Origin of the sequence: Limibacter armeniacum, assembly GCF_036880985.1 — a bacterium.
Taxonomy (GTDB): domain Bacteria; phylum Bacteroidota; class Bacteroidia; order Cytophagales; family Flammeovirgaceae; genus Limibacter; species Limibacter armeniacum.
The window spans coordinates 342,126-368,806 of sequence record NZ_JBAJNO010000003.1 but is presented as its reverse complement, the minus strand read 5'-3'; the positions used below and the strand labels follow the sequence as shown (position 1 = coordinate 368,806).

The 26,681-nt window shown below is 39.5% G+C and carries 26 protein-coding genes; 9 read left to right on the top strand and 17 right to left on the bottom strand.

Annotated elements, in window-relative coordinates:
- The 4 genes from V6R21_RS03830 to V6R21_RS03815 form a co-directional block, all read right to left on the bottom strand.
- A partial coding sequence (locus tag V6R21_RS03830; RefSeq protein ID WP_334241017.1) for a Crp/Fnr family transcriptional regulator occupies positions 1-414 on the bottom strand: 414 nt, incomplete at its 3' end.
- Positions 415-622: 208 nt separating this feature from the next.
- A complete protein-coding gene (locus V6R21_RS03825; protein ID WP_334240578.1) occupies positions 623-2,224 on the bottom strand; it encodes an alpha/beta hydrolase in 1,602 nt (533 codons plus the stop codon).
- 191 nt (positions 2,225-2,415) lie between these two features.
- Positions 2,416-2,751, bottom strand: a complete 336-nt coding sequence (locus V6R21_RS03820) for a cyclic-phosphate processing receiver domain-containing protein (protein WP_334240576.1) — start codon at positions 2,749-2,751, stop codon at positions 2,416-2,418.
- A 108-nt stretch (positions 2,752-2,859) separates the two neighbouring features.
- A complete protein-coding gene (locus V6R21_RS03815) occupies positions 2,860-3,966 on the bottom strand; it encodes an IS4 family transposase (protein ID WP_334240574.1) in 1,107 nt (368 codons plus the stop codon).
- A 348-nt stretch (positions 3,967-4,314) separates the two neighbouring features.
- On the opposite strand from V6R21_RS03815, the gene V6R21_RS03810 reads away from it, so the two are divergent.
- Entirely contained in the window at positions 4,315-4,743 is a 429-nt protein-coding gene (locus V6R21_RS03810; protein WP_334240572.1) for a Fur family transcriptional regulator, read from the top strand.
- Positions 4,744-4,746: 3 nt separating this feature from the next.
- Here the strand turns inward: V6R21_RS03810 and V6R21_RS03805 are convergent, their stop codons facing one another.
- Both V6R21_RS03805 and V6R21_RS03800 read right to left on the bottom strand, forming a co-directional pair.
- On the bottom strand, positions 4,747-5,988 hold the full coding sequence (locus V6R21_RS03805) for a GTP-binding protein (protein WP_334240569.1): 1,242 nt from the start codon (positions 5,986-5,988) through the stop codon (positions 4,747-4,749).
- 1 nt (position 5,989) lies between these two features.
- Entirely contained in the window at positions 5,990-6,412 is a 423-nt protein-coding gene (locus V6R21_RS03800; protein WP_334240568.1) for a MerC domain-containing protein, read from the bottom strand.
- A 112-nt stretch (positions 6,413-6,524) separates the two neighbouring features.
- Here V6R21_RS03800 and V6R21_RS03795 point away from each other — a divergent pair, with 112 nt between their 5' ends.
- Together V6R21_RS03795 and V6R21_RS03790 are read left to right on the top strand one after the other, a co-directional pair.
- Positions 6,525-6,839: a hypothetical protein gene (locus V6R21_RS03795; RefSeq protein ID WP_334240566.1), complete on the top strand. Its 315-nt coding sequence runs from the start codon at positions 6,525-6,527 to the stop codon at positions 6,837-6,839.
- Positions 6,832-7,272, top strand: coding sequence for a DUF3299 domain-containing protein (locus V6R21_RS03790; protein ID WP_334240564.1), 441 nt, complete (start codon positions 6,832-6,834; stop codon positions 7,270-7,272). The genes V6R21_RS03795 and V6R21_RS03790 overlap by 8 nt, the downstream gene beginning before the upstream one ends.
- 180 nt (positions 7,273-7,452) lie before the next feature.
- On the opposite strand, the gene V6R21_RS03785 is transcribed toward V6R21_RS03790, so the two are convergent.
- The 5 genes from V6R21_RS03785 to V6R21_RS03765 all read right to left on the bottom strand — a co-directional run bounded on the left by V6R21_RS03785 (position 7,453) and on the right by V6R21_RS03765 (position 10,276).
- A complete protein-coding gene (locus V6R21_RS03785; protein WP_334240562.1) occupies positions 7,453-8,199 on the bottom strand; it encodes a GNAT family N-acetyltransferase in 747 nt (248 codons plus the stop codon).
- Positions 8,196-8,645 (bottom strand): DMT family transporter, encoded by a 450-nt coding sequence (locus tag V6R21_RS03780; RefSeq protein ID WP_334240559.1) that lies wholly within the window; start codon positions 8,643-8,645, stop codon positions 8,196-8,198. The genes V6R21_RS03785 and V6R21_RS03780 overlap by 4 nt, the downstream gene beginning before the upstream one ends.
- 171 nt (positions 8,646-8,816) lie before the next feature.
- Positions 8,817-9,419, bottom strand: a complete 603-nt coding sequence (locus tag V6R21_RS03775) for a Crp/Fnr family transcriptional regulator (RefSeq protein ID WP_334240556.1) — start codon at positions 9,417-9,419, stop codon at positions 8,817-8,819.
- Between the two features lie 68 nt (positions 9,420-9,487).
- Positions 9,488-9,778 carry a hypothetical protein gene (locus tag V6R21_RS03770; protein ID WP_334240554.1) on the bottom strand — a complete coding sequence of 97 codons (291 nt, stop codon included), beginning with the start codon at positions 9,776-9,778 and terminating at the stop codon, positions 9,488-9,490.
- Between the two features lie 66 nt (positions 9,779-9,844).
- Complete coding sequence (locus V6R21_RS03765; protein ID WP_334240553.1) at positions 9,845-10,276, bottom strand: hypothetical protein; 432 nt, start codon at positions 10,274-10,276, stop codon at positions 9,845-9,847.
- 163 nt (positions 10,277-10,439) lie between these two features.
- On the opposite strand from V6R21_RS03765, the gene V6R21_RS03760 reads away from it, so the two are divergent.
- Positions 10,440-10,838 (top strand): hypothetical protein, encoded by a 399-nt coding sequence (locus V6R21_RS03760; RefSeq protein ID WP_334240551.1) that lies wholly within the window; start codon positions 10,440-10,442, stop codon positions 10,836-10,838.
- A gap of 4 nt (positions 10,839-10,842) precedes the next feature.
- Here V6R21_RS03760 and V6R21_RS03755 read toward each other — a convergent pair whose 3' ends face one another.
- Positions 10,843-11,814: a helix-turn-helix transcriptional regulator gene (locus tag V6R21_RS03755; RefSeq protein WP_334240549.1), complete on the bottom strand. Its 972-nt coding sequence runs from the start codon at positions 11,812-11,814 to the stop codon at positions 10,843-10,845.
- 100 nt (positions 11,815-11,914) lie between these two features.
- Between V6R21_RS03755 and V6R21_RS03750 the strand changes: the two genes are divergently transcribed.
- From V6R21_RS03750 to V6R21_RS03735, 4 genes are read left to right on the top strand one after another with little or no spacing between them, the layout of a single operon-like run.
- Complete coding sequence (locus V6R21_RS03750) at positions 11,915-12,601, top strand: ABC transporter ATP-binding protein (RefSeq protein ID WP_408612970.1); 687 nt, start codon at positions 11,915-11,917, stop codon at positions 12,599-12,601.
- Between the two features lie 12 nt (positions 12,602-12,613).
- Positions 12,614-13,567, top strand: coding sequence for an HlyD family secretion protein (locus V6R21_RS03745; RefSeq protein ID WP_334240545.1), 954 nt, complete (start codon positions 12,614-12,616; stop codon positions 13,565-13,567).
- 2 nt (positions 13,568-13,569) lie between these two features.
- A complete protein-coding gene (locus V6R21_RS03740; RefSeq protein ID WP_334240543.1) occupies positions 13,570-14,700 on the top strand; it encodes an ABC transporter permease in 1,131 nt (376 codons plus the stop codon).
- A gap of 3 nt (positions 14,701-14,703) precedes the next feature.
- Positions 14,704-16,071 (top strand): TolC family protein, encoded by a 1,368-nt coding sequence (locus V6R21_RS03735; RefSeq protein WP_334240540.1) that lies wholly within the window; start codon positions 14,704-14,706, stop codon positions 16,069-16,071.
- 155 nt (positions 16,072-16,226) lie between these two features.
- On the opposite strand, the gene V6R21_RS03730 is transcribed toward V6R21_RS03735, so the two are convergent.
- From V6R21_RS03730 to V6R21_RS03710, 5 genes are all read right to left on the bottom strand, one after another.
- The gene (locus tag V6R21_RS03730) at positions 16,227-17,630 is read right to left on the bottom strand and encodes an alpha-amylase family glycosyl hydrolase (RefSeq protein ID WP_334240539.1); all 1,404 of its coding nucleotides are present in this window, start codon (positions 17,628-17,630) and stop codon (positions 16,227-16,229) included.
- Positions 17,631-17,831: 201 nt separating this feature from the next.
- Complete coding sequence (locus V6R21_RS03725) at positions 17,832-18,164, bottom strand: NIPSNAP family protein (protein ID WP_334240537.1); 333 nt, start codon at positions 18,162-18,164, stop codon at positions 17,832-17,834.
- Between the two features lie 110 nt (positions 18,165-18,274).
- Positions 18,275-20,500, bottom strand: a complete 2,226-nt coding sequence (locus tag V6R21_RS03720) for a TonB-dependent receptor (RefSeq protein ID WP_334240535.1) — start codon at positions 20,498-20,500, stop codon at positions 18,275-18,277.
- Positions 20,501-20,509: 9 nt separating this feature from the next.
- Complete coding sequence (locus V6R21_RS03715; RefSeq protein ID WP_334240533.1) at positions 20,510-21,757, bottom strand: HupE/UreJ family protein; 1,248 nt, start codon at positions 21,755-21,757, stop codon at positions 20,510-20,512.
- 95 nt (positions 21,758-21,852) lie between these two features.
- On the bottom strand, positions 21,853-23,355 hold the full coding sequence (locus tag V6R21_RS03710) for a DUF3500 domain-containing protein (protein ID WP_334240531.1): 1,503 nt from the start codon (positions 23,353-23,355) through the stop codon (positions 21,853-21,855).
- A 911-nt stretch (positions 23,356-24,266) separates the two neighbouring features.
- Here V6R21_RS03710 and V6R21_RS03705 point away from each other — a divergent pair.
- Complete coding sequence (locus V6R21_RS03705; protein ID WP_334240529.1) at positions 24,267-26,591, top strand: arylsulfatase; 2,325 nt, start codon at positions 24,267-24,269, stop codon at positions 26,589-26,591.
- Positions 26,592-26,681 lie beyond the last annotated feature (90 nt).

Genomic DNA, 26,681 nt, shown 5'->3' with positions numbered 1-26,681 from the left:
TATTTTTTCATAGACTTTGTACATGATATAGCTAAACTCATGATACTTTTTAGCTAGCATTTCTAAATCATTCTTTTTGATAGTAAGAATCTCAACATCAGTAATTGCTTCGTGAATTTCGACCGAAGGAGACCCATCGATATAACTCTTTAAGCTGTTAAATGAGAGCCCTTTTGGGGTAATATTAATGGTGATGGGGATGTCTTCATCAAATACATATTGTAATACAACGCCTTTTACCACAATATTGGAATTGACTTCAATGTCTCCAGCTCTTAGGATAGCCTCTCCTTTTTTATATGTTTTCTTACTGATATAGTCTCTTATTTCTTCAAAAAGGTCTTCACTCAATGGTTCCGCTGATTCAAGAAATTGATGCAATACTTTATAGTCAGAACGGCTTATTTTGTTCATTGAATTAATTGTTTTCACTAGTTTGTACTTTTTAAATAAAGAACAATTATAAAATTAATAAATGGATTTAGACGGACTTAAACCATTTGCAAATTTTATGCACTTTATAAACACGCTTAAGTATAAAATAAAAAGCCAAACCTTTAGGGTTTGGCTCAGGAAAGCAATGCGATTTTATTTCTAAATATGTTTTATGTAAAGGGGCTTATTACTCTGCCGCAGTCCCAATTAATGAGATTAATCCATTGGAAAATGTTCCCCTCCAATTAACATAGTTGTGACCTCCCTTAAATTCATGATAATCTACTTTATAACCTTTTAGCTCAAGAATATCTCGAAATTGTCTATTCATTCCAAGCATGGAAGCTCCTGCATCATAAAGCCCAATATCCATATAGAATTTGATAGGTAGTAGTTTACTCTGCTTATACAAGTCAATTAGCATTCCGTTGTCTTCTGGATAAATCCAATGGTTTTCATCGTTGGTTCCTTTTATCCAGTATGAACCTGATTGGGAGATTACGTTTCCTATTACATCCGAATGTTGTAATGCAATATAACTTGCAGCAAATCCTCCTCTACTTGAACCAGCTAAGATGATTTTATCAGATATAGGGTAAATATTGTATGCTGAACGAGCCCATGGAATTAATTCTTTTGAAATGAAATTCCCAAATTTTTCACTTATTAGGTCTTTACTTCTTTTACCCATTGACCATACTAAAACTGTAACTGTAGGAGTGATCTTTTTATCAGCAAGTAGGTTATCTACTATGGTGGGAGTTGGTATTCTAGCTTTGCGATTGGGTCTTGCCCCATAAGCTTCACCATCAAAAACGATTAATAGATTATGAGGTTTATTGGGATTATAATTTGCAGGTGTATGGATCGTTATTTTTCGGTCTTCCTGTAAAAAATCACTGTAGATTGAAGTAAGGAATAAGCTGCCTTTTTCTATACCGTCTCTTTCTGAGATGTAAACCTGCTTTGGTGCACTGGGCATTTCAACTGTACCATCATAAGCGTGTTCTACACTCCTTGATACTATTTCTCCATTTGGTCCGGCTTTATCTAGGTTGAAATAATTGAAACCGTAATTAAATCGAGCATCTTTAGGTACTCGCTGGGTTACAAAAAATAATTTAGTATTTGGTAATCTCTGAAATCTTAATCCTAAAAAATCAGGTCCGCCACTTAACATAACATACTCTGTGTTTTTGTGAGGCACACAGAAGTAAGTTACAAGCATATTTGAATCATCACTATCAATAAGCTCTATTATATGACTTTGGGCTTGAGCAGCTAAAAAAGTGTCAATAGCTTTATCATCAGTAAGCGAGGCTTCCCATAGATTATATAATGTGTCAGTTGGAAGTTCTCTCTTTATAATACGCCTTGTATTTTGTTCCAAAGTTAAAATCTGTTCAACTTTTAGTTGATAGCTTCCTTTGAAGGTGTTTTTATCAAGTGTATGAATATTTATTTTATAAGTTCCAGATTCATTGGAAGTTATATCAATGGCTTCAACTCCATTTTTTCCATTGGGACTCTCAATTTGTTTTAAAAGTTGACCATTTGGCTTATAGATATCAATTACAAGATCTATATTTACCTGTATAACCTTTCCTATAATTGCCATCCCATTTTCTAAATCAATAGTATATGTATGGTTTTCAAATGAAGATATAGTTTCTTCAATAGCTGTTTCAGTATTTAACTTTCTTCTATCAAGTGTTTGGGCTGAAATACAACTTATACTTAAAACAAAGAAGAGAATCGTTGACAACTTAGCTTTGCAAAATGAGTTCATTGATATTTTTGAGTAGATAGTTCTAGTTGTAAATATTAAAAAAATAACTGATTACTTCTTACTTATCTTTTTATCTTTAAAATGCAGAAATCTAGGTTATAACACTGCGAAAGTAAATAGGTTGAATTAACTGAAAGCTGTTATCATTAAGATTGATTAGTACTAGCAGAGATTATAGTTGGTGACTGTTTTTACTTTTCATTTAAGTGCCTGATATAATTAGTCAAAAGCCCATGAATCTGTTTGGCTGCAACTGGATTAGCAGAATGCACTTTAAATTTTAGGTTAGTTAAGTCAAGTTCGGATTCATAAACTAACCATTTGGCTGCCGCATAGCCGTCTAGTGCGACCTCTCCTTTATTATCTAGTCCTAGGTCATTGTCAAAACTGATGAAGTCGGGAAGACCATTTGTTTTTATGTAATCAACAAAGTCGCTGTACGTCCTTACGATGTCAAATTCCGATTCCATGGATTTATCGTAAACCATATTGATTGTCCTAATGTCGTCTAGAAATAGTTTTTTCATTTTTAAAAAAGCATTTAATTTTAATCCTTTTCAATATAGTATTAATCTAAGATGTATTGACGGCTATGGGATGATTTAATGGTATTTAGCACTCTACGGTACACTTTTTTATAACCAACTAAAAACCAGTTTTTCAGATGGTGTTTTGGGACTAATTCCCCTCCAAAACTTCTTCCAAAGTCCTTTGATCTCATTACCTACTTGGCGGGATCTCGTACAGAAATGTTCCTGCAACAGATCTTTTCCCTTTCTGAAATAGCTGTTCTCCCTGTAACCGTGGTTCTTTACTTTTATGTTTTGTACTTTTTCATGGAAAGCCACGCCAAATAAGTGACAAACAGCAAAGGCCATACACACCACAGCAAAAAGTCTTTCAAGCCGATCCAATTTGGTCAGGTGAGTGGCTTCCAGGTTGAATCCCCGCCCTTTGAGCGACTGGAAGAACACCTCGATGCTCCACCGTTTTCTATAGCTTGACAGCAAGCCTCTTTTCATCAGGTTTGAGACTACGATCAGGTAGTCCTTTCGCCCGTTTTTATCCTTGGTCATCTGCATGGAAAGAGTCAGGTCCATTCCATAGATCGTTGCTCTTCGGTCAGTACAGCGAAAGCCTTCTTTGCTCCATACCTCTCCTGTTTTCTCCACACCATCGATGTTGATTTTGTGGTGTGATGGAATCCGAACGCAGAAGACAATCCCTTGCATGGTCATAAACCGAAGCCACTTTTTGCCGATAAACTCCCGGTCTGCAATCACTTTCCCGATCCGTTCGGGAGGCACAATCTGAAGTACTTCCTTCAGCAAATCAATACGCTCCTGCTGGTGGCTGTTTCCTTTTTTGTCCAGTAGCCGAAAAGCCAGTGGGAAACCCACGCCATGACTGTAGGCCGTCACGGCCAGAATATTCACTGCCTGCTTTCTGGACTGCCAGTTGGTTCGGTCAATGCAGAGGGTGATCTTTCCGGATGGCAGGCAGGAAAACAACCATGCCATCAGGGCCTGATAATTGAACACAGCTCCTGACATAAAGCGTTTGACTTGCTTGGTCCGAGAAGCTTTTTGCGCCTTGGATGGCAAGTTTTTGGCTATCTGATGAAATTGCACATTTTCATCTTCCACCAAGGCCGTAATTAGCTTGGCTAGTACCTGTTTGCTTGGTTTGCCTTTGACGATTTGGAAACCGCAGAGGATTTCAAGTATATTTGCAGTCAACATAAAGGTAAAGGTCTGGCTTGTGGTTTTGGCGAACGGCAAAGTTAGACCTTTGCTTTTTCTTGCCCCAATCAGCCCTTAAATAACCTGCAAATATCCTGTAATCCAGTATTACACCCTTAACTCACTTTGTTATTAAAACGGTACCGTAGAGTGGGTATTTAGTTGTAGAGAGTAGGGACTTTGCCATTACCTAATTAAGTATTATAGGAAGTTAGATTGATCTACGGACTTCCAGCTTCTATATCAGGTAAAATGTGTTAAATTAACGAAACGTTGTTGCGTCTGTATTCGTCACTATTATAGTATATCGAATGCCTGAATAACAGTTTAAATATATACTTTTGCGACATGGAGAGGTTTAATATAGAAGAAAGCTTAAAAGAGCATGGTATAAGGAGAACACCATTTAGAATTGAGTTGTTGACTTTATTTGCTGAGGCAAAACATGCTTTGTCCCATCACGATATCACTGAAAAATTAAAGCCCGGACAGGATAGGGTTACTATCTACCGGGCATTAGATGCTTTTGTTGAAAAAGGGTTGATCCACAAGGTGCCTGATGTCCATGGGGCTATCGCAAAGTATGCACTGTGTAGCCATGATTGTTCATCAGAGAAACATGAAGATGATCATATACATTTTGTATGTCACAAGTGTGAACAAACCTACTGTATGGAAGATATCCACATTCCCAAGATTTCTTTACCGAAGGGATATCAAAAAGATCACTCCGATTTCATCATTCATGGAACTTGTGAATCATGTTCAAATTCATAAAGCTTAAGAACTCAATTTACTTTTATGTGGAGGAATGGCACGTTGTACTGGCCAATGGTCATCTCCTCCATTTTCCCAACTTATCTTGGCTATCTCATCCTTTGTACACAGACAAGCTTCCAACTCTTCCAATATTTGAGCTTTGTTTAAGTCCTGTCCTATAAACACTAACTCATTTTTTCGGTCACCAAAAATTTTATGCCAGCCATCTTCAATTTGTTTTTGGTTATAAAGAAAGCTTGGGAAACCAGCACGGACATGGTAGGGCATACTGCTCCACCAAACTCCTGCACTGTCTGCCTGAAGCGAACCTCCTGCCTGACTCCATACCATTGCTTGGTCAGGCCGAGAAGACAGCCAAAATAATCCTTTACTGCGAATAATACTGGTGGGAAAACCTTCCTGAATATACTTCCAAAACCGCGCTGGGTGGAACGGTCGCTTATCCCTGAATACAAATGACCCAACTCCATATTCTTCCGTTTCCGGATTGTGACTGTCTTTTTTCAACTCTTCTATCCAACCGGCACTTTGTTCAGCTTCTTCATAGTCAAACAATCCAGTTTTCAGGATCTTATCCGGACTGATTTTCCCATAGGATGTTGTCAAAATATTAGCCCCTGGATTAAGCTTTTGTATGGCAGACTTCAAAGTCCCCAATACTTCCTCTGATACTAAGTCTGCTTTATTTAAGATAATCACATTGGCAAATTCGATCTGATCTGTAAGTAAGTTGACTATCGTTCGGTAATCTTCTTCCATATCTGTCAGATTTCTGTCCTGCAAAAGCTCTTTGCTCCCAAAGTCCTTGAAAAAATTGAAGGCATCTACTACGGTTACCATTGTATCAATATAACTGAACCTACTTAGGTCAATGCCGTTTTGCTCATCCTGAAAGGTAAAGGTTTGGGCTACTGGAACTGGCTCAGAAATGCCAGTACTTTCAATTACCAGATAATCAAAACGGTTTTCCTTGGCCAGTCGCTCTACTTCTACCATAAGGTCTTCACGTAAGGTACAGCAAATACATCCATTACTCATCTCTACCAGTTTTTCCTCTGTTCTGGAAAGAGTTCCTTCATTTTCTACCAACTGTGCGTCAATATTCACTTCACTCATATCATTTACGATAACAGCAACTTTTAACCCTTGCTTGTTGTGTAGGATATGGTTAAGCAACGTGGTTTTTCCGGCGCCCAAAAAGCCACTGAGTACAGTTACAGGTAATTTTTTTACTCCTAACATTTTACTTTGATTTATCTTGATCTAAACACTCTGGAAACATGGTATTCGCTTGTTTAATGTGTTTCCAGTTCAATAGGTGAGCAATAGCTATCACAACTCCTCCACTTGAAGTCAGCATGATTTCTTTCCATTCATCTTGTAAAAAATGACCAGTCACAATCAGTATAAAACCAACCACTACAACAGTCATTGCCAATGGTTTTTGGTGGTGTTTGTAGTAACCATGTATAAGGGCATAAGAGGCAATAATAAAACTGGCTAGAATAATCGAATACTCGATCCAGATATGATCTAGAAACTGGAGTCCGGTAAGTGGGACAATACTTAGAAATATGGGTAATGCGATACAATGCACAGCACAAAGCAACGAAACACTGAACCCTATAAAATCCATGTTGGAACCTATAAACTGATGATTCTTCATATAAAACTATTAAATGCAACAATGTTGCAAATATAGTCGTGCATTTTTTAAACGCAACAATATTGCGTTTAAAATTATCACTCGCTATGTTTGCAAACAAAAAGGAGAAGATATGTTCAAGACTAGGTCACTGATTTCCGCATATAATGAACAGCACCACTTTAGCTTCCCTGACATTGAGCTAAAGAAGGGGGGCTTACCTATTCTAGGAGAGGCCGGTATAGGGAAAACCACCCAACCGTGTAGGGTTGTGGTTGGTTTCTTATCAGATGGAGGCAAATTATTTCGACAGTTTTTCCAGATGGGAATAGACAGCAGAGGAATGGCGAATTTTTTAACTGCCTTGTCAATAGGATTATTGGCGTCCTTACTTCCTGGAATCCAAGTATTCAATATCAATATCTCAAAAACATTGACCAATGCTTAAGCTTGTAACCATACTTTTTTTACTGCTCAGTTCTCCCGCACTTGCACAAACCAGCATTACTTGGAAGACACTTATGGATGTACAGTTTACCGACAAATACAGCCAAGAGGTTGATGCTTATTATTACTACCCTCATTTTGGTCCAAAGGTGAAATCATTGGAAGGTAAACATGTATGTCTTAAGGGATATATACTGGCTATTGACGACAAAAAGGGAATCTATATCCTGTCTCGAAACCCATATTCTGCTTGTTTTTTCTGTGGAAATGGTGGTCCGGAATCTATTGTTGAATTAAAGCTCAACCCCAATCACCCAAGGTTCACTATGGATCAGGTAGTCACGATTAAAGGTAGGTTAAGACTGAATCAGGATGACGTTTATCAATGCAATTATATACTGGAAAGTGCAGAGGTTTATAGGGAAGGAGGATAAAAAAACAATATGCCTAATAGTATTCAATAGCCCATTTTTTTGATGGCGTGCAAATAAAAACCAGACCCAAGTACTCTTTGGGTCTGGCTTAGAAAATATAGTTTGTAAGCTTGGTTGTGACTGTTCACTCCTTATGGTTTTTATTCTAACTAGATAAAAGGTGGTGTTTGAAATGATTTACTATGTATAGTGTTTTAAAGTGTAGTTTCTGATCAAAAACTGCTCTTCAAAACCTAGTTTCAGGTATAAGTGTTTGCCCATACTAGACGCTTGTAGGGTTATATATTCATATTGATTTTCAACTGCAAGATTGATCAGTAATTTCATTATTTGCTCTGCATAGCCCCTTCTTCTCATTTCAGGTGGAATACCCACAGAATGAACACCCAAAATACGATCGGTTTTATGTAATAATGCTGTACCCACAGCCACATGATCATGATACGCTATGTAAAAATTAATATCCTTATATGTTTTACTAACGGTTTCATGACTAATGATATAGCCGAATGACTTTTTGAATAGCTCAGCCCATAGTTTAGCTTCAGTCTCGTTTGCAACACGCTGTATTTTTACATGACCTTCAGTTTCAAAGCGGCTTTGTATTTTCAATAACATGCCAACTTGTTCAAAAGTAGCTTTGAAGCCATTGCGTTCTAAAATGGAAGCCTCCTTTTGGTGTTCAATATTCCAAACAGGCAATGTGATTTTGGAAGTTGAAGCAGCTATTTTCTCTTTAAGGGAGTCAACAGTTTGTTGTGTGATATTTTGGTTAAACCATACTCTGTTTGGCCATTCAGCATTTTGAATTTCACAATATTCAAAGCCTGACATCTTGGAATAGGCATTAAATGAACTTCCTACTGTCTTCCAAAGTGAAGTCAGGTTATCTATATTCGCTTGCTTTAAGCTGGTTGTCTCTTTCATTTTATATTGATTAAAATAATTCCTGTCATCATTATCATAAGGCCTAAACCTCTTTTTATAGTTATTGGCTCCATTGGTAAGTTTAGCCATCCGAAATGACCAGCAATTGTAGAAAATGCTAACTGACCAAATAACCCCAAAGAGATCATTGTTGATATGCCTAGTTTTGGAATGGTATAATAGTAAAGACTAATCCCTAAAACGCTGAAAAGTCCTCCTGTAAACCATAAATAAATGGGAATCTGTTTTAAATCGACCCAAGTCGGAAAGCTTCTGACACTAAGTAAAACAAAGGCTATTGCAAATACAGTACTGCTGAAAAAAGCAACTACTGACGCCAGCAAAGGGTTTTTAAGCAAGATCCCTAAAGTCGAATTAAAGCTCCCTTGAGCAGCCAAAAAGATTCCTCCTAATATGGCTAGCGCAGATAGTGTTATTTGATTCATGGCTTGTCAAATAAATCACTTATTGGTTTTCTTTCCAGTAGACTGTATGGTGTACAGCAAATAGTTGCATAACACCATTTTAAGTATTTGATATAGTTCATAATATTTTTGCTATAAGTGATAAGACAAAAATATTAGAAGGGATTGCCTATGGCATTTACATATGTTGATTCAATGACTTTTTTTTAAATCTTTTCGAATCCTGCTAAGCTGGGTGGGTGTAATACCTAGATGCGAAGCTATGTGTAGTTGTTGTATTCGCTGATCTATATTGGGATGTTTTGAAAGCAAGTCCAGATACCTTTCAGTAGCATTTTGCATAACAATGGAAATTTCTCTTTGCTCTTTTTCTATCACCCAATTGTTTTCCAGATAAGCGATATAGAAGTTTTTCAAATCAATATTTTCCTCTATCAGTCGTCTGTATTTTTGATAGTTAAGGCTGATCAAAATAGTATTATCTTCTAAAGCCTCTAGGGTGAAGTTGGAAGGTTTACTTAAGAGGTAAGAAACTGTTGAGCCTGCAAAGTCAGTTTCAAGAAAAATGTTTTTGTTGTAAATATTTCCATTGTAATCGGTGACATAAGCCCTTAGGGCACCTTTACAGACAAAGTATACATTTTTTGCAACCTGTCCATTTTTCAGTAAAATCTCATTTTTCTCTAATGACTTGAAATCTATTATTGATTCGATTAGTGACCAGGATGCATCTGAAATGGGCGCGTAACTTTCAAACTTTAGTTTTAACGCTGCAATGTGTTGTTCTTTTTCCAAAGTGGTTCTTTTTTAGCATTTAGCTGTAAACGATAATTGGTGTACTGTCTTTTCTGAAAAAGAGAATGTTAGCTGTAGTGTTTCGTTATATAGTCCTGAAAGATATGTAGTATTTCTGGGAAATTTTTTCTGCCAAAGCCAATCCTTGCATGAGATTTACCATACTCAAATGTTTCAGCAGGTAGCAACATAATTCCTGTTTCTTTGACAAGTTTTTCTGCAAATTCAAATGTAGGGGAAGCTAAATCCAATACATATTTCATTTTATATCCATCACAATATGAGCTAGATAGCATGTATTTGGTTGGAGATTCATATTTGGCAAAATATCTTTCTATAGCGAAATCTTTTATTTTCATATAATAAACTACCAAGGTATATTAAAAATGGAAGGAGAGTTTTGAGTGAAGGTTATTACTAACGGCTTAGAATCTAATGATTTCCAATCCGTATTTTCTGACAATTGGCAAAAGCTCGATTTGAAAATCTGATTTACTTGAGAATATTGATAGACAGAAATCATATGACATTTGAATTGCTACTGTTTTATTATCATTGAAGTAAATAGCGGATTCCATATCAGGTGAATATATTTCTTGTGTTAAAAGCGATTCAGGATTGATAGTTTTTAGGGGTTCCTGATTGGGGTCATAGCTAAATATTGGTTTAGACATATAATCAATAAACCCCAAAAAAAAATTATTGAGTTTGTTACAGCTTTCTAAATAAAAGTCAGTTCCAATTTTTGGAAAATATAGATCAAATTCCTCTCTACTTAAATAATGATCCCATAAGGAAATCGTATTTATGTTCTTTTCATCAATTAATTGATGAATCTGTCTTTTGTTGAAATCCATTAACTATAATAGTCTCGAAATCAAGTGTTTTAAAAGTATGATGCTTAGCTTATTAGGTCGTTACAGTATACAGCAAACTAATATGGGATTTAAGTTAAAACTATTCACCAAACTAATTCGTAAAATATTAAAGAACTATACTTTCTAAAATGATTCTAGCGATATGAATTTTATATTATTATCAGAAACAGGAGATGAGACTCACTATGCAATTTCCGACAGTGAATATGAAAGGAATAAAAAGCAATTGGAAACATATGTTAGAGCACAAAATGCCAACATTCCGATAAGTAAGGTATATGTGTCAGGGGTTTCAGAATACGTTGTAGCTGATCTCTTTAATAAGTACTTGCAAGTGGGCGTTAGAGGATTTAATGGAGAATGTACTACTCCAATGTTTGCTAGAGATGGTGAGCTAGAGGTAGGAGCTGAAGTCGTTGTGGCTACAGTCAATCAAGAATTTAATGAGAAGTACAGTGATTTTGAATTGATCGAACTGCTTGAATGGGAAGAGTATATGAGAATACAGCTTATAGCATTCAAGCAGGTGAAAATAAATTAAACCTTTATTTGTGAGACTGTACAGAGTATTTCTTAGGTTTCATTCCGATATGCTCCTCAAAGACTTTTGTAAAATGACTCAAGTTGGAAAAGCCAAGTTGATATCCTACTTCTGAAACACTCATCTGCTGTCCCTTTAGTAGCCTTGCCGCTTCCTGCATCCTGAATTTCTGGTAATAGTTATAGATACTGCTTCCAAATATTTGTTTAAAGAGTCTTTTCAACTTTGATTCACTCATTCCTATCTCATTGGCCAGTTCTCCTAATATTGGTGGTATACCCAAATTTGAAACGATCTTGTCCCTTACCCGATAAATACTGAGGGCATCTTTTTCATTCAAAGCCTGAACAGGAGCATTTTCTCGCTTGTGTAATTCTACAAACAAGAGACATAGCAACTCTTCCGCCTTTATCCTGATATAAAAATGGTGAAGGTTTTCTGGTATTTCATTCTCAATCATTTCCATAGCCACCTTTTGTATTTGAGGGGAAAGGACTTCTTCAAACAGCAATGGCTGATTGCCGTTGAGTATCATATTCAATAAAGAGGATTCATCCTCAATCCCCATCAGTGTTCTCAATTTATTAGAATCTATCGCCAAGAGAATAGACCTGTATTTGGTTTTGCTTGGATAGAACATCTCAAAATTTAGCTTACCCTTTCCAATCTGTATGGAAGGTAGTTCCTCAATTTTGGCAACCCCATCACTTTCACTTTTTGGAAATACATTGTTCAGTGTTACAACAATCCGTTCACTGGAATTGCAAGGATCAATTCGTTTTGCCAGCAAATCCTGATTGAGCTCATAGTTCCTGATCATCAGCCCAACCGAATTATCGAACATAAAGCCTTGTATATAACCGTTGCCCTTTTTTTCAGGAATATTTAGCCTGCCATTGCTATCTACTTTACCGCCAATCAATTCTGCTAGGGCAAATAAAAAACCGGTAGGCTGCTTTAAAGTCAGCTTTAACATGATTTTGACCGTTTTCTGATATTAAGTGAGCTAATATAGGTATTTTATCACTATCCAATCACTCAATTTTGTATCGTAATCAAAAACAATAAATCAAATGATGATTGCGAGACTAAAAAATGCAAACAAGATATACGAAACGCAGGCAGGAAAATTTACTGCATTGGCAAATTGCAACCTTGAGTTATATGAAGGAGAGCTGCTTTTGATCATTGGTCCATCAGGATCAGGCAAGACCACCTTGTTATCCCTTTTGGGGTGTCTGATCAATCCTACTGAAGGAACCCTTGAGATAGATGGGAAAAATGTGGACGACCTTCCTGATAAGGAAATGGCAAAGGTAAGGTTGGATACCATTGGGTTTGTGTTTCAGCAATTCAACCTGCTGGCACCGCTTACAGCGGCTGAAAATGTGGCATTCCCATTAAAGATGAGAAACATGAAAACTGCTGAGATAAAGCAGAAAACGGAAGAGGCGCTTAAAAAAGTCAATATTTCTGAGCATAAGCATAAACTTCCTAAGCAGCTTTCTGGTGGTCAACAACAGCGGGTAGCTATTGCCAGGGCATTGGTGACAGACCCCAAAATTATCCTATGTGATGAGCCAACTGCTTCACTGGACAAGCATAGCCTTGAAATTGTGATGAAAGAACTGAAGGAGTTGGCTGAAGGTGGGAAAGCCGTTGCAGTGGTGACGCATGACCCTCGCCTGATGGAATATGCAGACCGTGTAATTGAAGTGGAAAACGGGATTGTGAATGAAGTAAATAAACAGACAATAAACTGACAGACAGCAAAAATGAAAAACCAAAAATTATTCAACGGCATATTGGGTATCGGAATGATTGCTCTGCTGATGGCTTGTTCAGCCGACGCAAAGAAAGTAGATGATAACAATGTGAAGACTGAGCAGACTGAGATCAATAAGATAGTAGGCATTGCCAAGATTGAACCTGAAAAAGGGTTATTGAATATCTACTCGGCTGCCAATGGTAAAGTGAACCAGATTATGGCAGCTGAGAATGAATTGGTAAGTAAAGGTGCTGTCATCTTGGATATGGAAAAAAGCGCTGACCTGGCACAATTAAAAATTCAGGAGGGTAAAATTATCAGCCAGCAAGCATCCATAAAATCAGCAGAAATCAAAGCCAAAATTACCCTGAATGATTGGCAGAATGCACAGAAAGATTTGGCGGTAGATGAAGCGCTTTTCAACTCAAAAGCGATTACAGAAAAGGTACTGAAGGATAGCAAATCCAAAGTAGAGAAGCTTCAGATAGAATACGAAAAACAATTGGCAGAGATAGCTTACCAGAAAAGTGGCATGCAGGAAATCAATGCCAATATAGCCTACCAGAAAGCAGTATTGGCAGATAAAAATGTCAAGGCTGCCTATGACGGAAAAGTACTGAAATGGGATGTACACAACGGGGATTTTCTTACTGCTGGGGAAAAGCTGGGACAGTATGCACCTGATGGTCATTTGGTCGCTATAACAGAAGTGGATGAGCTTTTTGCAGACCGCATTAAGACAGGACTGAAAGCCGAAGTGATCTCACAGGTCAACGGGAAGACAATCGGTAAGGGAGAAGTAGTATTTGTTGGAGGTTTTTTGAAGAAAAAGTCACTTTTCTCTGATGAGAATACTGTAGAAGACCGACGTGTGCGAGAAGTGAAAATCCGATTGGATGATAATGCACAGGTAATGATTAATAACAGGGTGGATTGTGTCATCTATTTAAATCGGAACTAGCCATGTGGAAAACAGCATTCAGCTTTATGGTTTATGATAAGGCTAAGCTTATAGGAATACTTTTCGGGATAGTGATCTCGGTCTTTCTGATAGGTGCCCAATTGGGTTTGTTGGATGGTTTTCTTGAGGCTAGCTTGGGTATTATCAAGGGAAATACCGAATACATTTTTGTAGTGAATGAAAAAAGTGAATCGTCCATCTCTCTTGTGAATGTGGATAAGCGAGTTGGGTATGAGTTACAGTCTATTCCAGGGGTGAATAAAGTCCATCCGGTGATTGTGACTGGAGGCATGATGAAAAATTCTTCTGGAGGTACAGCTGGCTGTAGTTTGGTTGGGATTAAAGCGCCAGACTATGTGGGCGCACCGAAACAGTTTCTTGAAGGTACCAACCTGAAAAGCCTGCAAAGTGAAGGAGCTGTGATTGTAGATGAATCGGATTTGGAAAATCTTGGAAAACTAAAGCAAGGGGATTATTTCAGTATCAATGATGTCAGGGTGTATATCAGCGGGATTTCAATTGGAAATGCAGGCCTTGGGGAATTTAATATGGTTTCGACAATCGAAAGAGTCAGAAAACTCTCCGGATTTAGTCCTAACCATGTCAGTGCATACATTGTAGAGGCTGACACACAAGACCCGATGGTTAAAAAGCGCATTGCAGATACCATAACTGCGACTATCCCTACTGTGAAAGCCTACGTCGGTGATACTTTCAAGGATGTAACACTTGATTATATGGGAGAAGCAAGTGGTATTGTAGGCACCTTTATGATACTTGTCTGGTTCTCGCTGGTTACGGGATTGGTCATTGTTGGGTTGACCATGTTTTCAGCAGTCAATGACCGCATCAAAGACTATGGCACGATCAAGGCAATTGGAGGAGGAAATTGGCTCATTACAAAACTGATTATGATACAGTCCATTTTTTATTCCATTTGCGGGTTCAGCTTTACCATGTTGCTGCTTATCGGATTGAAATACTTTATGAAATCAATCAACCAGAGCATGGATTACGCTCCTGAACGGATCATATTCCTGATTTTTTCAACGCTGTTGATCAGCTTGGCAGGGAGTTATTTTTCTATGCGGAAAATCTTGAAACTGGAGCCTGTACAAATCTTTAGAATGTAAATAATGAATAGCTTTAAAAATATCAATAGCATAAAATATACACTGTGGTTGCTCTTCTTTCTGTTCAATATACTGAATGTAAAAGCCCAACAGGAAGTAACACATCTGACACTGGAAAAATGTCTGGATTATGGACTTGAGAATAACTATAAGGTTGTTAAGTCTCAATATGATAAGCAAGAAAAGACATTTGCAACAAAAGAAGCTAAAAGCAAAGTGCAGCCACAAGTTTCTGCTTCAGGACAATTTGATAACTATATGAAGTTGGAGACCAGCATCATGCCTGGTGAGTTTTTTGGTCAGCCTGGGGAACAGGTGTTTGTAAATTTTGGTACCACTTACAATTATACACTCAGTGGAACTTTAAGTCAGGTGATCTTTGATCCTTCCATTTTTACTGACATAAAAGTTGCCAGGAATGTGGAGGAACTGAGTGCCATCAAAAGCAAGATGACAAAAGAGGAAACCGTCTACAATATCTGTATAGTGTATTATGACCTTTTGAAAAGTGGTGAAGAGTTGGATAAAATTCACGAGCTATTAAGCCAGAAAGATACTTCTTTAATGATTACTCAAAAGCAAGTTGAGCTTGGCGTTACACATGAAATAGAATTGAATAGAGCCAAGGTTGACCGAAGTATGCTGGAAGTAAGTGAAAGGAATCTTCAGGCAACAATCAGTCAACAAATGAATTATCTGAAAGTCTTGATCGGCATGCCGGTTGAAAATGATATTTCAGTAGACAAAGCGCCACTTACTTTTATTGAAGTGCCAGAAGCTTTTATGTCTGATTCTATCAATATTGGTTCAATTACAACCATTCAGCAATTGGAGGTGGAGCGAGAGCAACTGCTGCTCAAGAAGAAAGGTTATCAGCTACAATACCTACCAACACTTTCGGCAAACATTACAGGAGCGTATCAATATCAGTCGGATAACTTTGAGTTATCTACTAAAAATAGCTGGTCAGATTATGCATACATCGGTTTCAAACTTTCAATTCCTTTGTATGATGGTCTTGCCAAGCAAAGCAAGATTAATCAGGTGAACATGCAGCTTTCAAGCCTAAGGAAGGATTTGGAACATGAAAAACAGGTTACTTACAATAACTATTTCAATGCAATTAATCAATTGCTGTCGGCATATCAATCCACCATTTCGCAACAAGAGAATGCTCAACTGGCAGAGAAGGTTTATGCTCAAACAAAAGCACTTTATCATCAAGGTAAGATGACCTATGTTGAGCTTTTGTCTTCAGAAGCCGCAGTCAGGGAAGCCCAGTTTACTTATATCGCTGAAATCATAAAGTATAAAAAAGCAAAATTGGAACTGAAGAAGGTTAAGGGTGAGTTGTTAAGTCTGGCAGGGTGAAATAACCTTAATGTTGGGTGATGATCTCCCAATGATATTCTTAGAAAGGAGAGCGAAGTCAATCCATAGTTTATATTACTTGAACATAAGTTATGGATTGACTTTTTAATGATAGCTAAGTGTAAAAATGGCAAATAGCATCAATTACAATTCCCTTATTTTTTTACAAATACTTTATATCCCCAAGCATCTAATTTCAACGCTGAATCTTCTTTGAAATCAATCACTTCATTTGAAAAGTAATCGGTATATGTTCCGTGATAAAGTGTCTCTTTAAATGATATGGTTTGTGCATTATCTGAAAAATTGAATACAGCAAAAACCTTATCTTTTTCATTTTGACGGACAAAGCTAAGTATTTCCTTTTCTGAAGAGTTAGGAACCTTAACCATTGTACTGCCCCATTTCGCATGCCACAGTGCTGTATTTTCCTTCATCAAAGCAAATAGGTCTTTATATAGCTTACCAATGTAATGGTCTTTCCATACAATAGGGTCTTTTTCAAAAAACTCCAGTCGCTTTTTATTACCGGCTTCCTGTCCATTATAAATCAAAGGCATTCCTTCCCCAACCACTGATAAGGTAATGGCAGCCTCTAAACCATCTCCAAACTGTTCCCACATGGTGCCTTCCCATGCATTTTTGTCATGGTTGCTTACAAATGTCATTCGAAATGAATTTGGAGGAAATGCACTCTCATTCCAAGAGTAATAAATATATAAGCCATTTACATCTGCGTGTCCTGTACAGATTTTGTGCATCGTTTCATTCCAGCTCCACGCATAGGTCATATCAAAAGCTTCTGCATGTAAATCCCTAGACTCCCACTCGGCAAGCATAAAAACGGGTTTTATGGCATCCAATTCTTTACGTGCGTTATTCCAAAAATCAACAGGTACAAATCCGGCAACATCACATCTGTAGCCATCAATATCAGCTTCCTTGACCCAATATTTTAAAGCATTGGTCATATATTGCCTTAGGCCAGGTTGGTTATAATCCAAATCAATAATGTCAGACCAGTCCCACCAAGGAGTAGGTCTAAAATCATTTTTATAGTCTCTATCATACCAATCTGGGTGCTCTTGAACCAATACATTATCCCATGCAGTGTGGTTAGCGACCCAATCTAAAATAACATACATGCCCTGATTATGAGCCGATGAGACAAATTGTTTTAAATCTTCCATGGTCCCGAATTCCGGATTGACCTTGAAATAGTCTTTCACGGAATAAGGGCTTCCTAATGTGCCTTTCCTGTTTTTACTTCCAATTTCTTGAACAGGCATCAACCATATAATATCAACCCCTAATTCTTTTAATCTTGGTAATTCTTTCTCAGCAGCTAGGAACGTGCCTTCTTGTGTAAACTGTCTTGTATTGAGTTGGTAAATAGCCGCATTTTTACTCCACTCAGGGTGCGTGATTTTTACATATGGTTTGGGCACGTATCGATCGGTATTTGTTGTAGAACTTTCTTGATCTTGCTTATTATTAGGGGTTTGACATCCGATCATAAATAAGGTTACCCCTAATAGTAGGTGTCCTATTTTTTTCATTTTCATGTTATTTATTGGTCTCTAATTTTTGGATACTCTTCTTAAAGAGATGTTACTGATTTTGTGAAATCAAAGGGAGATAATTATCTACTAATCTAATTAATAGAAAAAAAGGATGAGATTTTTAAAAATCTCATCCTCACTAATTGGGATTCCTTTATGCTGTTTGAGTTTTGCTAGCACGCTTTGTGTCAAAAGATATCAGTCTATCCTCGCCTTATCGTTTATGCCTTCAAATACTGGCTTCAGGAATGACCGCTCATAATGAAGGATACAGCCTGTGTTTTTGGCATACTCAAAAGCTTCCATGCATTTTGGGCAAGAAGGAATTTTATTTCTATAGTCTTCATAATCAGCCAAGGTCGCAAATGAAAATGTAGCATAACCAATGTTGTTGGCTCCTTCATACGGCAATAGGTATCCATGATGTACACCTCCCATTTCATTGACCAGATCAATCCAAAGTTTTCCATAGTGTTCAAACGCTGCTACTTTGTACGGATCGATTGTGTATTTTAAAAAACATGTTACCATTTCTCGACTATTTAAGATGAATTATTTGTGGACTCGGACTATCAATATAGCATATTGTTTTTGTATGATGACCGTCTGAGTTTAGTATTGAAATGGCAACTTTATCCTTATCAGAATTTGTACCGGAGCATTGCCGTCGCACAAAATGGAATACCCGGTGTATAATGGATTTCCTCAACGCTTGAGGTCTCATTAAACAGCCTGGATTCTGTCGCAAACTGAGTTTCTTTCCATTCCACATCAAAGAGGTTCTGAATTTTCAAACCCAAGTCAAAGTGTTTAAACTGATAACCAAGGTTGGTATCCACTACGGTATAGCCTTCTGCTACGATGGTGTTGTCTTCATTGGCAGGTCGATCACTGATATATCGGTACTGGATGCTGCCGTACCAGTTGCTTTGACCTGATATGCTCAAGGTGCCCACAGCAGTCAAGTCCGGCGCCAGAGGAATATAGTTTTCTCCTTCAGGGTCAGAAACGGAACGGGCATAGGCATAATTGACATCCTGACTGAAGTAAAGCCAGTCCAGCAATTGCCATCTTACGCCAAGATCGAAGCCCGATCGGTTGGTTTTTCCGCTTGGCTCTACGATGCCGGCATCTCCCACATAAACAAATTCCTGTTCGAGAAAGAGATTCCAAACAGCTGCATTGACCAGAAGTCGGGGATGTGCTTTCCATATCAGCCCCAAATCAGAGGAATAGGCTTTGGGCAAGATGCTTTCGCCTTCTTCTGCCACGACTACACGCGTATCATTGGAATGAAATCCAATGCCCGTCTTCAGGTAATATTGCAGCAGCGGCGAATGCTGGTAAAGTACATTCAGTTTTGGACTCAGTATTCCTTTTTCTACCTGATTGTTTTCATAGGTTTCTGAAAGACGGTCATAATAACCGAACTGAAAATAATCTAGCCTAAGGGCAGGGTTGACGGTCCATTTTCCCCTGACCAGCTCAGCCTGTGCATAAGCGTAGCTGTTGGTTTCGTGAATGTCTCCCAGCTTGAGGGTTTCAAGCGTTGTTTGTCTGTTCAGGGAATGAGACAGCGCTGTGCCTGTAGTTTGGTCATCTCTCAATCCAACACCGGCAGACAGATTGATCGACCCATTGGGTAGCGCAATAAAGCGATTCCACTCAGAATTGAATCCAAACATGTTGCGGTCTTCCTTCTGCCTGATCTGGTCTCCATGCTCAGCATCTTCCAGATAGAAAGTAAAGTTGCTGTAAAGTTCAAAATCATAATGAGACAAATAGAATCTTGAAGTCAGGGATGAATTTTTGGATAGCTGATGGATGTAGTTAAGGTTCAGGTTTGACCTTGACGTATTTCCACCTTCCGTATCATCTATCGCACCGAACCTGCTGATGATATTGGTTTCCACTGCCCGTTCAGGAATCTGTCCTGACGCATCCCAACTGGACTGGAAATGGGACGCACTAACGGAAAGCTTGTTGTTATTGTCCAGCTCTCCCGTGTACTTGCCCATGACATTCAGTCTGGAAAAGTTCTGGGGGCTTTCAAAATAGCCATCTGTAGTGAGGTATTCACTGGCGACATAGGCAGCGTGATGTGAATTGCGGGAGAGATTGATCAGGCTAAATAACCTTTTGGTATTGTACTGACCGATCTCTGTCTGAATGATATTATTTTCCAGCCTGTCTTTGGTCTGAAAGGCGACATATCCAGCTGTACTAAAATTTCCTTGATCGGCATAGTAAGTTCCTTTTCCAAAATCGATTTTCTCAATCGTTTCCGGAATCACGAAGTGGAGATCAGCGTAGCCCTGTCCATGAGCATGGGAAACCATATTGACAGGCATGCCATCTACAGAAATGGCAATGTCTGTTCCGTGGTCTATATCAAATCCCCGTAAAAAAATCTGCTCGGCTTTTCCTCCACCTGCATGCTGACCGATGATGAGACCGGGCACCTTACGGAGAACTTCCTGACTGGAGTTGACAGGCGTAGTTTTCAGGTCAATCTTTGATACAACATTGAGCGCATTGACCTCCGGACTCACCGTAATCTGATCCAGTTCAAAGGTCTTGAGTTCAAGTATGATGGTGCGTTCTTTTTCTTCTTTTACTACAACACTAATCGTATTGTATGCGGCATGTGTTAGCGTAAGCGTATCGCCTGCTTCTATACCGTTGAGTAAAAATGTTCCCTGTTGGTTGGTGTGGGTGTGCTGATCGGTGTGAAGATTTTGTACGAGTACTGCTTCTATGGCAAGTCCTGTTTCATCCACCACCTTTCCTGAAATTCCTTGAGCCAATGCGGCAGAACCGACCAGTACAAAAAAAATTGTACTGTAAATTGATTTGAAAAAATTCATGCTGATTGTTTATAAAATAGAATTAGCGATCTCGGTAATGAAATTTTCTTTCTCCAGAACGCGTTCAAAAATCCACGCCACGGCAGTGATGCCTGTGATGATGGCAAAGGCAACCCTGAAGGCTGGGTAAAATTTCCATTTGCTGGTGATCAGTAAGGGAAAGAAGCAAACCATAATGATAAGCTGCATGCTTTCGATGCCAAGGTTGAATCCGACAACACTCAGTAACCTTGCCTGCCATCCGAGGTTCATGGATGAAAGTGAAATCGAAAATGCCAAACCATGGATAAGCCCGAAGCCGGCCGCCACCCAAGCCTCTTTCTTTACAAAAACAGGTTTGATGCAGTGAATGGCAGATATCAGGATGGATAGGGCAATCAGAACTTCGATATACTGAGCACGGAAAGGAATCAGGTCAAAGCTGCCAACAAGCAATGTGATTGAATGGCCAATTGTAAAGGCAATACTTATTTTCAGAAATCGGAAGAGGGTGTGCCTATAGCCTTCAAAGCCTGTCCACCTTTTATCAAAGACTGCCAGCGGCGAGACGATCAACAACGTGAGCAGGAAAAGAATATGGTCCAACCCAACACGGATATGTTCCATTCCAAATAAAAACATGGCCCAAGTGCCTTTGATCCAGCTTCCGCCATCAATGTCAATCTTCAGTGGCAGGCATTTTCCCAATTTAAAATCTGTCGCTATAACGCCAACAGGTCTGGTAGCCTCATCTGTGATCATCCCGCTGTTCCAGTCATATTTCAGGTAAATGAGAATCTTGTGGGTGAGTACCTCATGAATGATGGCATCATAGGCAAAATCAAACTGGTGAAGTGCCGATGGGGTAGAAGGTGTCAGCTCAAAATAAATCTCCAGTTCAGTATACTTACCAACTTCACGGTCAAACTCTTCGATCGTCTTAAAGCCACTGATGTTGGTTTTCCAAACGTCATTCCCTGATAGCGCCTTGATATGTTGCTGGAAATAACCTACGATCTGTGTGCTGTCAACTTTCTCTTCAGTGCTTTTGGTGGCATCCATCCAAACTATAAAAGGCATCTTTGCCACACCAAAAACAGAATGATCTGAAACGGAAAGTTCCACCACCGTATTGGGCATGGGGTGAGCCAAAATTTTTGAGGGTAGTATCATGAAGGCAGGTAGCAGCAAAAGTGATACATGCCATAGCTTTCTGAAATGCATACTGGTATTCAATAAGTAATGCTGCCCGATCACCTTGCAGAAATGTACCTGCACCTGAAGTCGGACGGATTTGTTATCATATTGGTTGAAAGCAACCTGCCCTCAGCAGGAGGGCAGGTTGTCACTGAATGTTTCAGCAGTGGAAAAAATTAATTTCCACCGTAATCAAATGTCTTGTCTCTCCATACAGAGTGAGGGTGTGTGCCTGACAGGATAACGCCAGACTGCGTACTGTACTCAATCCATACAGACGGGCCATCGATTCTGACATAATCGTTTCTTTCAGTTACGCTGGTTGTACCTGAATATCCGATGTAGGTATCGTCTATCTCGCTTTCATATTTGTCCATGATTTTTTCAGCTTCAGTATCAGACAGGTCAGCAACGTAAGTTTCGATTACGGCAAGTACCAGTTCTTTCTGAGCAGAGGTTAGTCCACCTACGTTCAGTCCAGAAGGCGTTGCAGGGAAATTGTTATCATTCTGAGGGCCAGCTACAAGATCACCGAATGTACCACTCAGTTGAGCAGTTGCCAGCTCGTCAGAAGACAGTCCTGCCAGCATAGCCACCATAGCTGCTTGCTCATCATTCATGGTTTGGTAAGATTCACCATTGTAAGTGAAAGTACCGAATGGTTCAATGCCACGGAAAGAAGGAGTAGCACCCACCAGTTCTCCATCAATGTAAGTGTTGGCAAGCGCAAAGTGATGGCCTCCGAATTGGATCTCAAAAGTGCCGGAGGTAGATGGTGTTCCCAACAAGGCAAAATAGTAATTGTGAGAGCCGTAAGTATTGCCGCCTCCATTGTCACCTAGGTAATTGTCAGCGATAAGGTGTTGATACAGTTCGTCCCATCCTTCGTTTGCTTTACTTCCGGTAACTTCTTTCAGCAGGGCTTTTACATAGGCCACTTGTGTTGAATCCATTTCGCCCAGAGAAAGTCCCAGTCTGATTCCTGCCATTCCTTCTGGTAGGTTAGACCATTTCTGTGCATTTTCCACTGAGTAATCAAGCTGTACAATTGCCAACTCTTCATCATCAAGCAATGCGATAAAAGATTCGGCAAGGCAAATGATCTTCTCAATTCCTGAAGCAGAAGAACAAGCCGTAACTTCTACCGCTTCAACATCTGAGAAGCCGTTGTCCACAATGTCGCCCATGTCTCCGCCAGGACCACCAGCGCCAGGTTCCATGCCGCCATCGAATCCACCATCAAGTGTCATCTCAAGTACGCAGGCCTGACCTCCAAAAGCTACACTGAAGAAAGCGATGCCGCCGCCCATCTGATTTGTGGATGTACCCGTGATATCAAAGACCAAGTTACCTTCGCCACTCGCCAACGTACCGCTTTCCAATGTAGCAGTATAGCCTATTACACCAGTTGAAGAGATCACCATTGCAGTGTCATAAGCCACGCCATTTCCGCCGGAATAAGGAACGGTAGCTGTACCTGAAATATCTGGGCCGTCTATAGTCAAGTCAAAAGTGACGCCGCTACAATCTATGGATGTAATGGAGGCTTCATCTACTACGTTTTCATCGTCATCATTGCAACCTGAAAGTATAACTAATGATGAAATAATAAGGGCTGTCACTGCTTGAAAAATTACCCGGTGGGTGATTTGGAGTTTTGTGTTCCGCAATTTGGTCATAATTACCTAGTATTTAGTTTATTAATAGTTTGTTGTAATTCTACTTTTTCTATGCTGTTTGTGATTTAAATCCACTGTAATAAAAATCAGGTGTCTTCATTAGCACAATTTTTAAAGTAGAAAGCACGTGACGATCAGGTTCGCTTAAAAACCAGTGATCATAATTTCTATTGAGTGTCAAAGTAGAGCGTATAGATTTTTCAAAAGAAAATAGTGCGATAGGAAGAACAAGAATTGCGATGAATGGAATGTAGGTATAAAGATCTTAGGACTTAAACAGGTATTGTCCTGAGCCTGTTGTGATGAAACTTTTTAGTTACCATTTCAATAAGGAAAGTTGGTTATACGATCCCTTTTTAAGAAGAGAAGGAGGTTTTACAAGCGTCAGTTGTAGTGGTAAGTGTTTGGTTATTAGTGTTTAATTATCGTTGTGTTACAAATTTCATAATGAGGGAATCAAGAAGTGATGGTTACTTTTCAGGATGACTTTATCTGATAAACAGCGTAAACAGTGGGGAAGGTGGATTGTGATTACTTCAATTAGAATACTTAGTTGAGTCTGATATTCATCGTAAATTGACTTTAATACATATGAATATTTTTATATAAGTATGTTGGGCAGTTTTTATTGCAATAAAGTTTGAACTCTGTGATTGTATATAATGTTATTGAATGGGGTTTTGTACTGAAAATATATTTATTAAAATAAATGCTCAATTTGAAAACTTATAATATAGCATAAAAGGCTACTTCTTTAGTATAGATAAATACCCTTCTTTTTTACTTCATTTTACATTTTGTTGATGCACTTGATTTAGCTATTGAAGTCAACTCTAAAAGTATCTTATTAGCTACCTGTTAGGTATTCACTCCTTTCTGTTTTGCCTCTTTAGATCTAACTGATAACGAATATGAAACCTACTATTTTTATGTTGCTGTTGCTAGTGTACGTACCACGTGCCTTTGCACAGGAAGTCTTACCTCGACCGGAATACCGATTCAAGGGTGTCGTGGGGACGACCTTCAAGGACAGTGACCCTGCCAAGTTTCCACAGCCTGCCAAACCACCGGAAGGCGCTCCCAACATTTTGCTTGTCCTGATAGACGATGCCGGGTTTGGCCAGTTTGCTGTAAGCGGTGGAGGGGTACCTTCACCCAATATGGAAAAGCTGGCAGAGAAGGGCGTGATCTATAATCGTTTCCATACGACAGCGCTTTGCTCACCTACCCGAGCTGCCTTACTGACTGGGCGAAACCACCAGTCTTCCGGTACAGGTATTATTACAGAGCTGGCTACCGGATATGACGGCTATACTGGTGTAATCCCGAAAAGTACGGCTACCATTGCCGAAATACTGAGACAAAATGGCTATGCCACCGCTTGGATTGGAAAAAACCACAATACACCCGTATATGAGACAGGTCCATTGGGACCTTTTGACCACTGGCCCACAGGATTGGGATTTAATTACTTCTATGGCTTTAATGCGGGAGATATCAACCAGTTCAAGGCGGACCTGATCGAAAACCTGAACCCAATAGAGCGTCCAGATGACCCGAACTATCACCTGAGTGCAGACCTTGCAGACAAGACCATTGCGTACTTGCAAAAGGCAGAGGCATTTGAGCCTGAAAAGCCTTGGTTTGTTTATTTGGCTTTGGCTGCAACACACAGTCCACATCAGGCACCGAAAGAATGGATTGACAAGTTTAAAGGCAAGTTTGATATGGGCTGGGATAAGTATCGGGAAGAGACCTTCAAGCGTCAAAAAGAGATGGGGGTAATCCCTGCCGATGCCAAGCTGACAACCCGTCCCAAAAGTCTGCCGGCATGGGAGAGCCTGAATGCCGACCAGAAAAAGCTGTACAGCCATATGATGGAAATTTTTGCTGCCTATGGGGCACATGCCGATGCTCAGGTAGGGCGGGTGATGGACTATGTCAAGACCTTGCCGGATGCTGAAAATACCATGATCATTTATATCGTGGGTGATAATGGTTCTTCGGCAGAGGGAGGATTGGAAGGCTGTATGAATGAGATTGCATTCTTCAATGCCCATGAGACTACTTATGAGGAAGTGCTGCCTCATATTGATGAGTTGGGAACGGAAAAACACTTCAACCATTTCCCTGCTGAGTGGGCTTGGGCGATGAATACACCATTCCAATGGACCAAGCAGGTAGCCAGTCATTTAGGAGGAGTAAGAAACCCGATGATAATCTCATGGCCCAAGAAGATCAAGGAAAGCAAAGCGATCAGGAATCAGTTTACCCATGTGGTGGATATAGCGCCAACTATTTTGGAGGTAGTGGGACTAGAAGAGCCTAATATGGTCAATGGGGTACCACAGAAGCCCATGGAAGGACGTAGCTTTATGGAAAGTTTGACCGATGGCAAAGCCAAGGAAAGCCATACCATGCAATACTTTGAAATGTTTGCCAACCGGGGCATCTACAAGGATGGTTGGTGGGCTGCCAGCCTTTCGTTTGAACCATGGAATCCGGTAAGGGATAACTATGACCCATTTGAAGCCAAGTGGGAACTTTACAATATTGACAAGGATTTTTCTCAGGCTACTGATTTGGCAAAGTCCGAACCTGCAAAGTTGGAAGAGCTAAAAGCTTTGTGGTGGGCACAGGCGAGCAAGTACAATGTACTGCCGCTGGACTGGCGAGGAGCGGAACGCTTTTCGGCAGAGATGACAGGTAAGCCCAACCCAAGTGCAGGTAGAACTCACTTTGTTTATCCTTCTCCTATCAGCGGGTTGCCGGAAGCAACTGCCCCTGACCTGAAGAACAAATCCTTCTCGATTACGGCAGATGTGGAGGTGGATGAAAATAGTAATGGGATGATCTTCACGCAAGGCGGCAATACAGCAGGTTGGGCATTTTACCTGAAAGATGGTCAACTTTATTTCTCCCACAATTACATTGACCTGAAGCGCTATACCATCAATTCTACTTCAAAAGTACCTGCCGGAAAGCATGAGGTCAAGGCAGACTTTACCTATAATGGTGGTGAAAAGGAGTTTGGTAAGAGTGGTACAGTGAAGCTCCTTGTGGATGGCAAGGTAGTAGGTGAAGGTAAGATTGATCAGACGACACCTATCAAGTACTCTTTGGATGAAACGCAAGATATCGGTATGGATGGCGGCACCCCGATTGATGATAACTACGATACTCCTTTTCATTTTAAGGGTAACCTAACCAATATCCGATTAGACTTAAGTAGATAGGTTAAGCATACAAATGTTTGTAGTCAATAGCAGGACATTATGATGCTGAATATTATAAAGGTATAGCCATTACTATTTGAGTAGGAATGG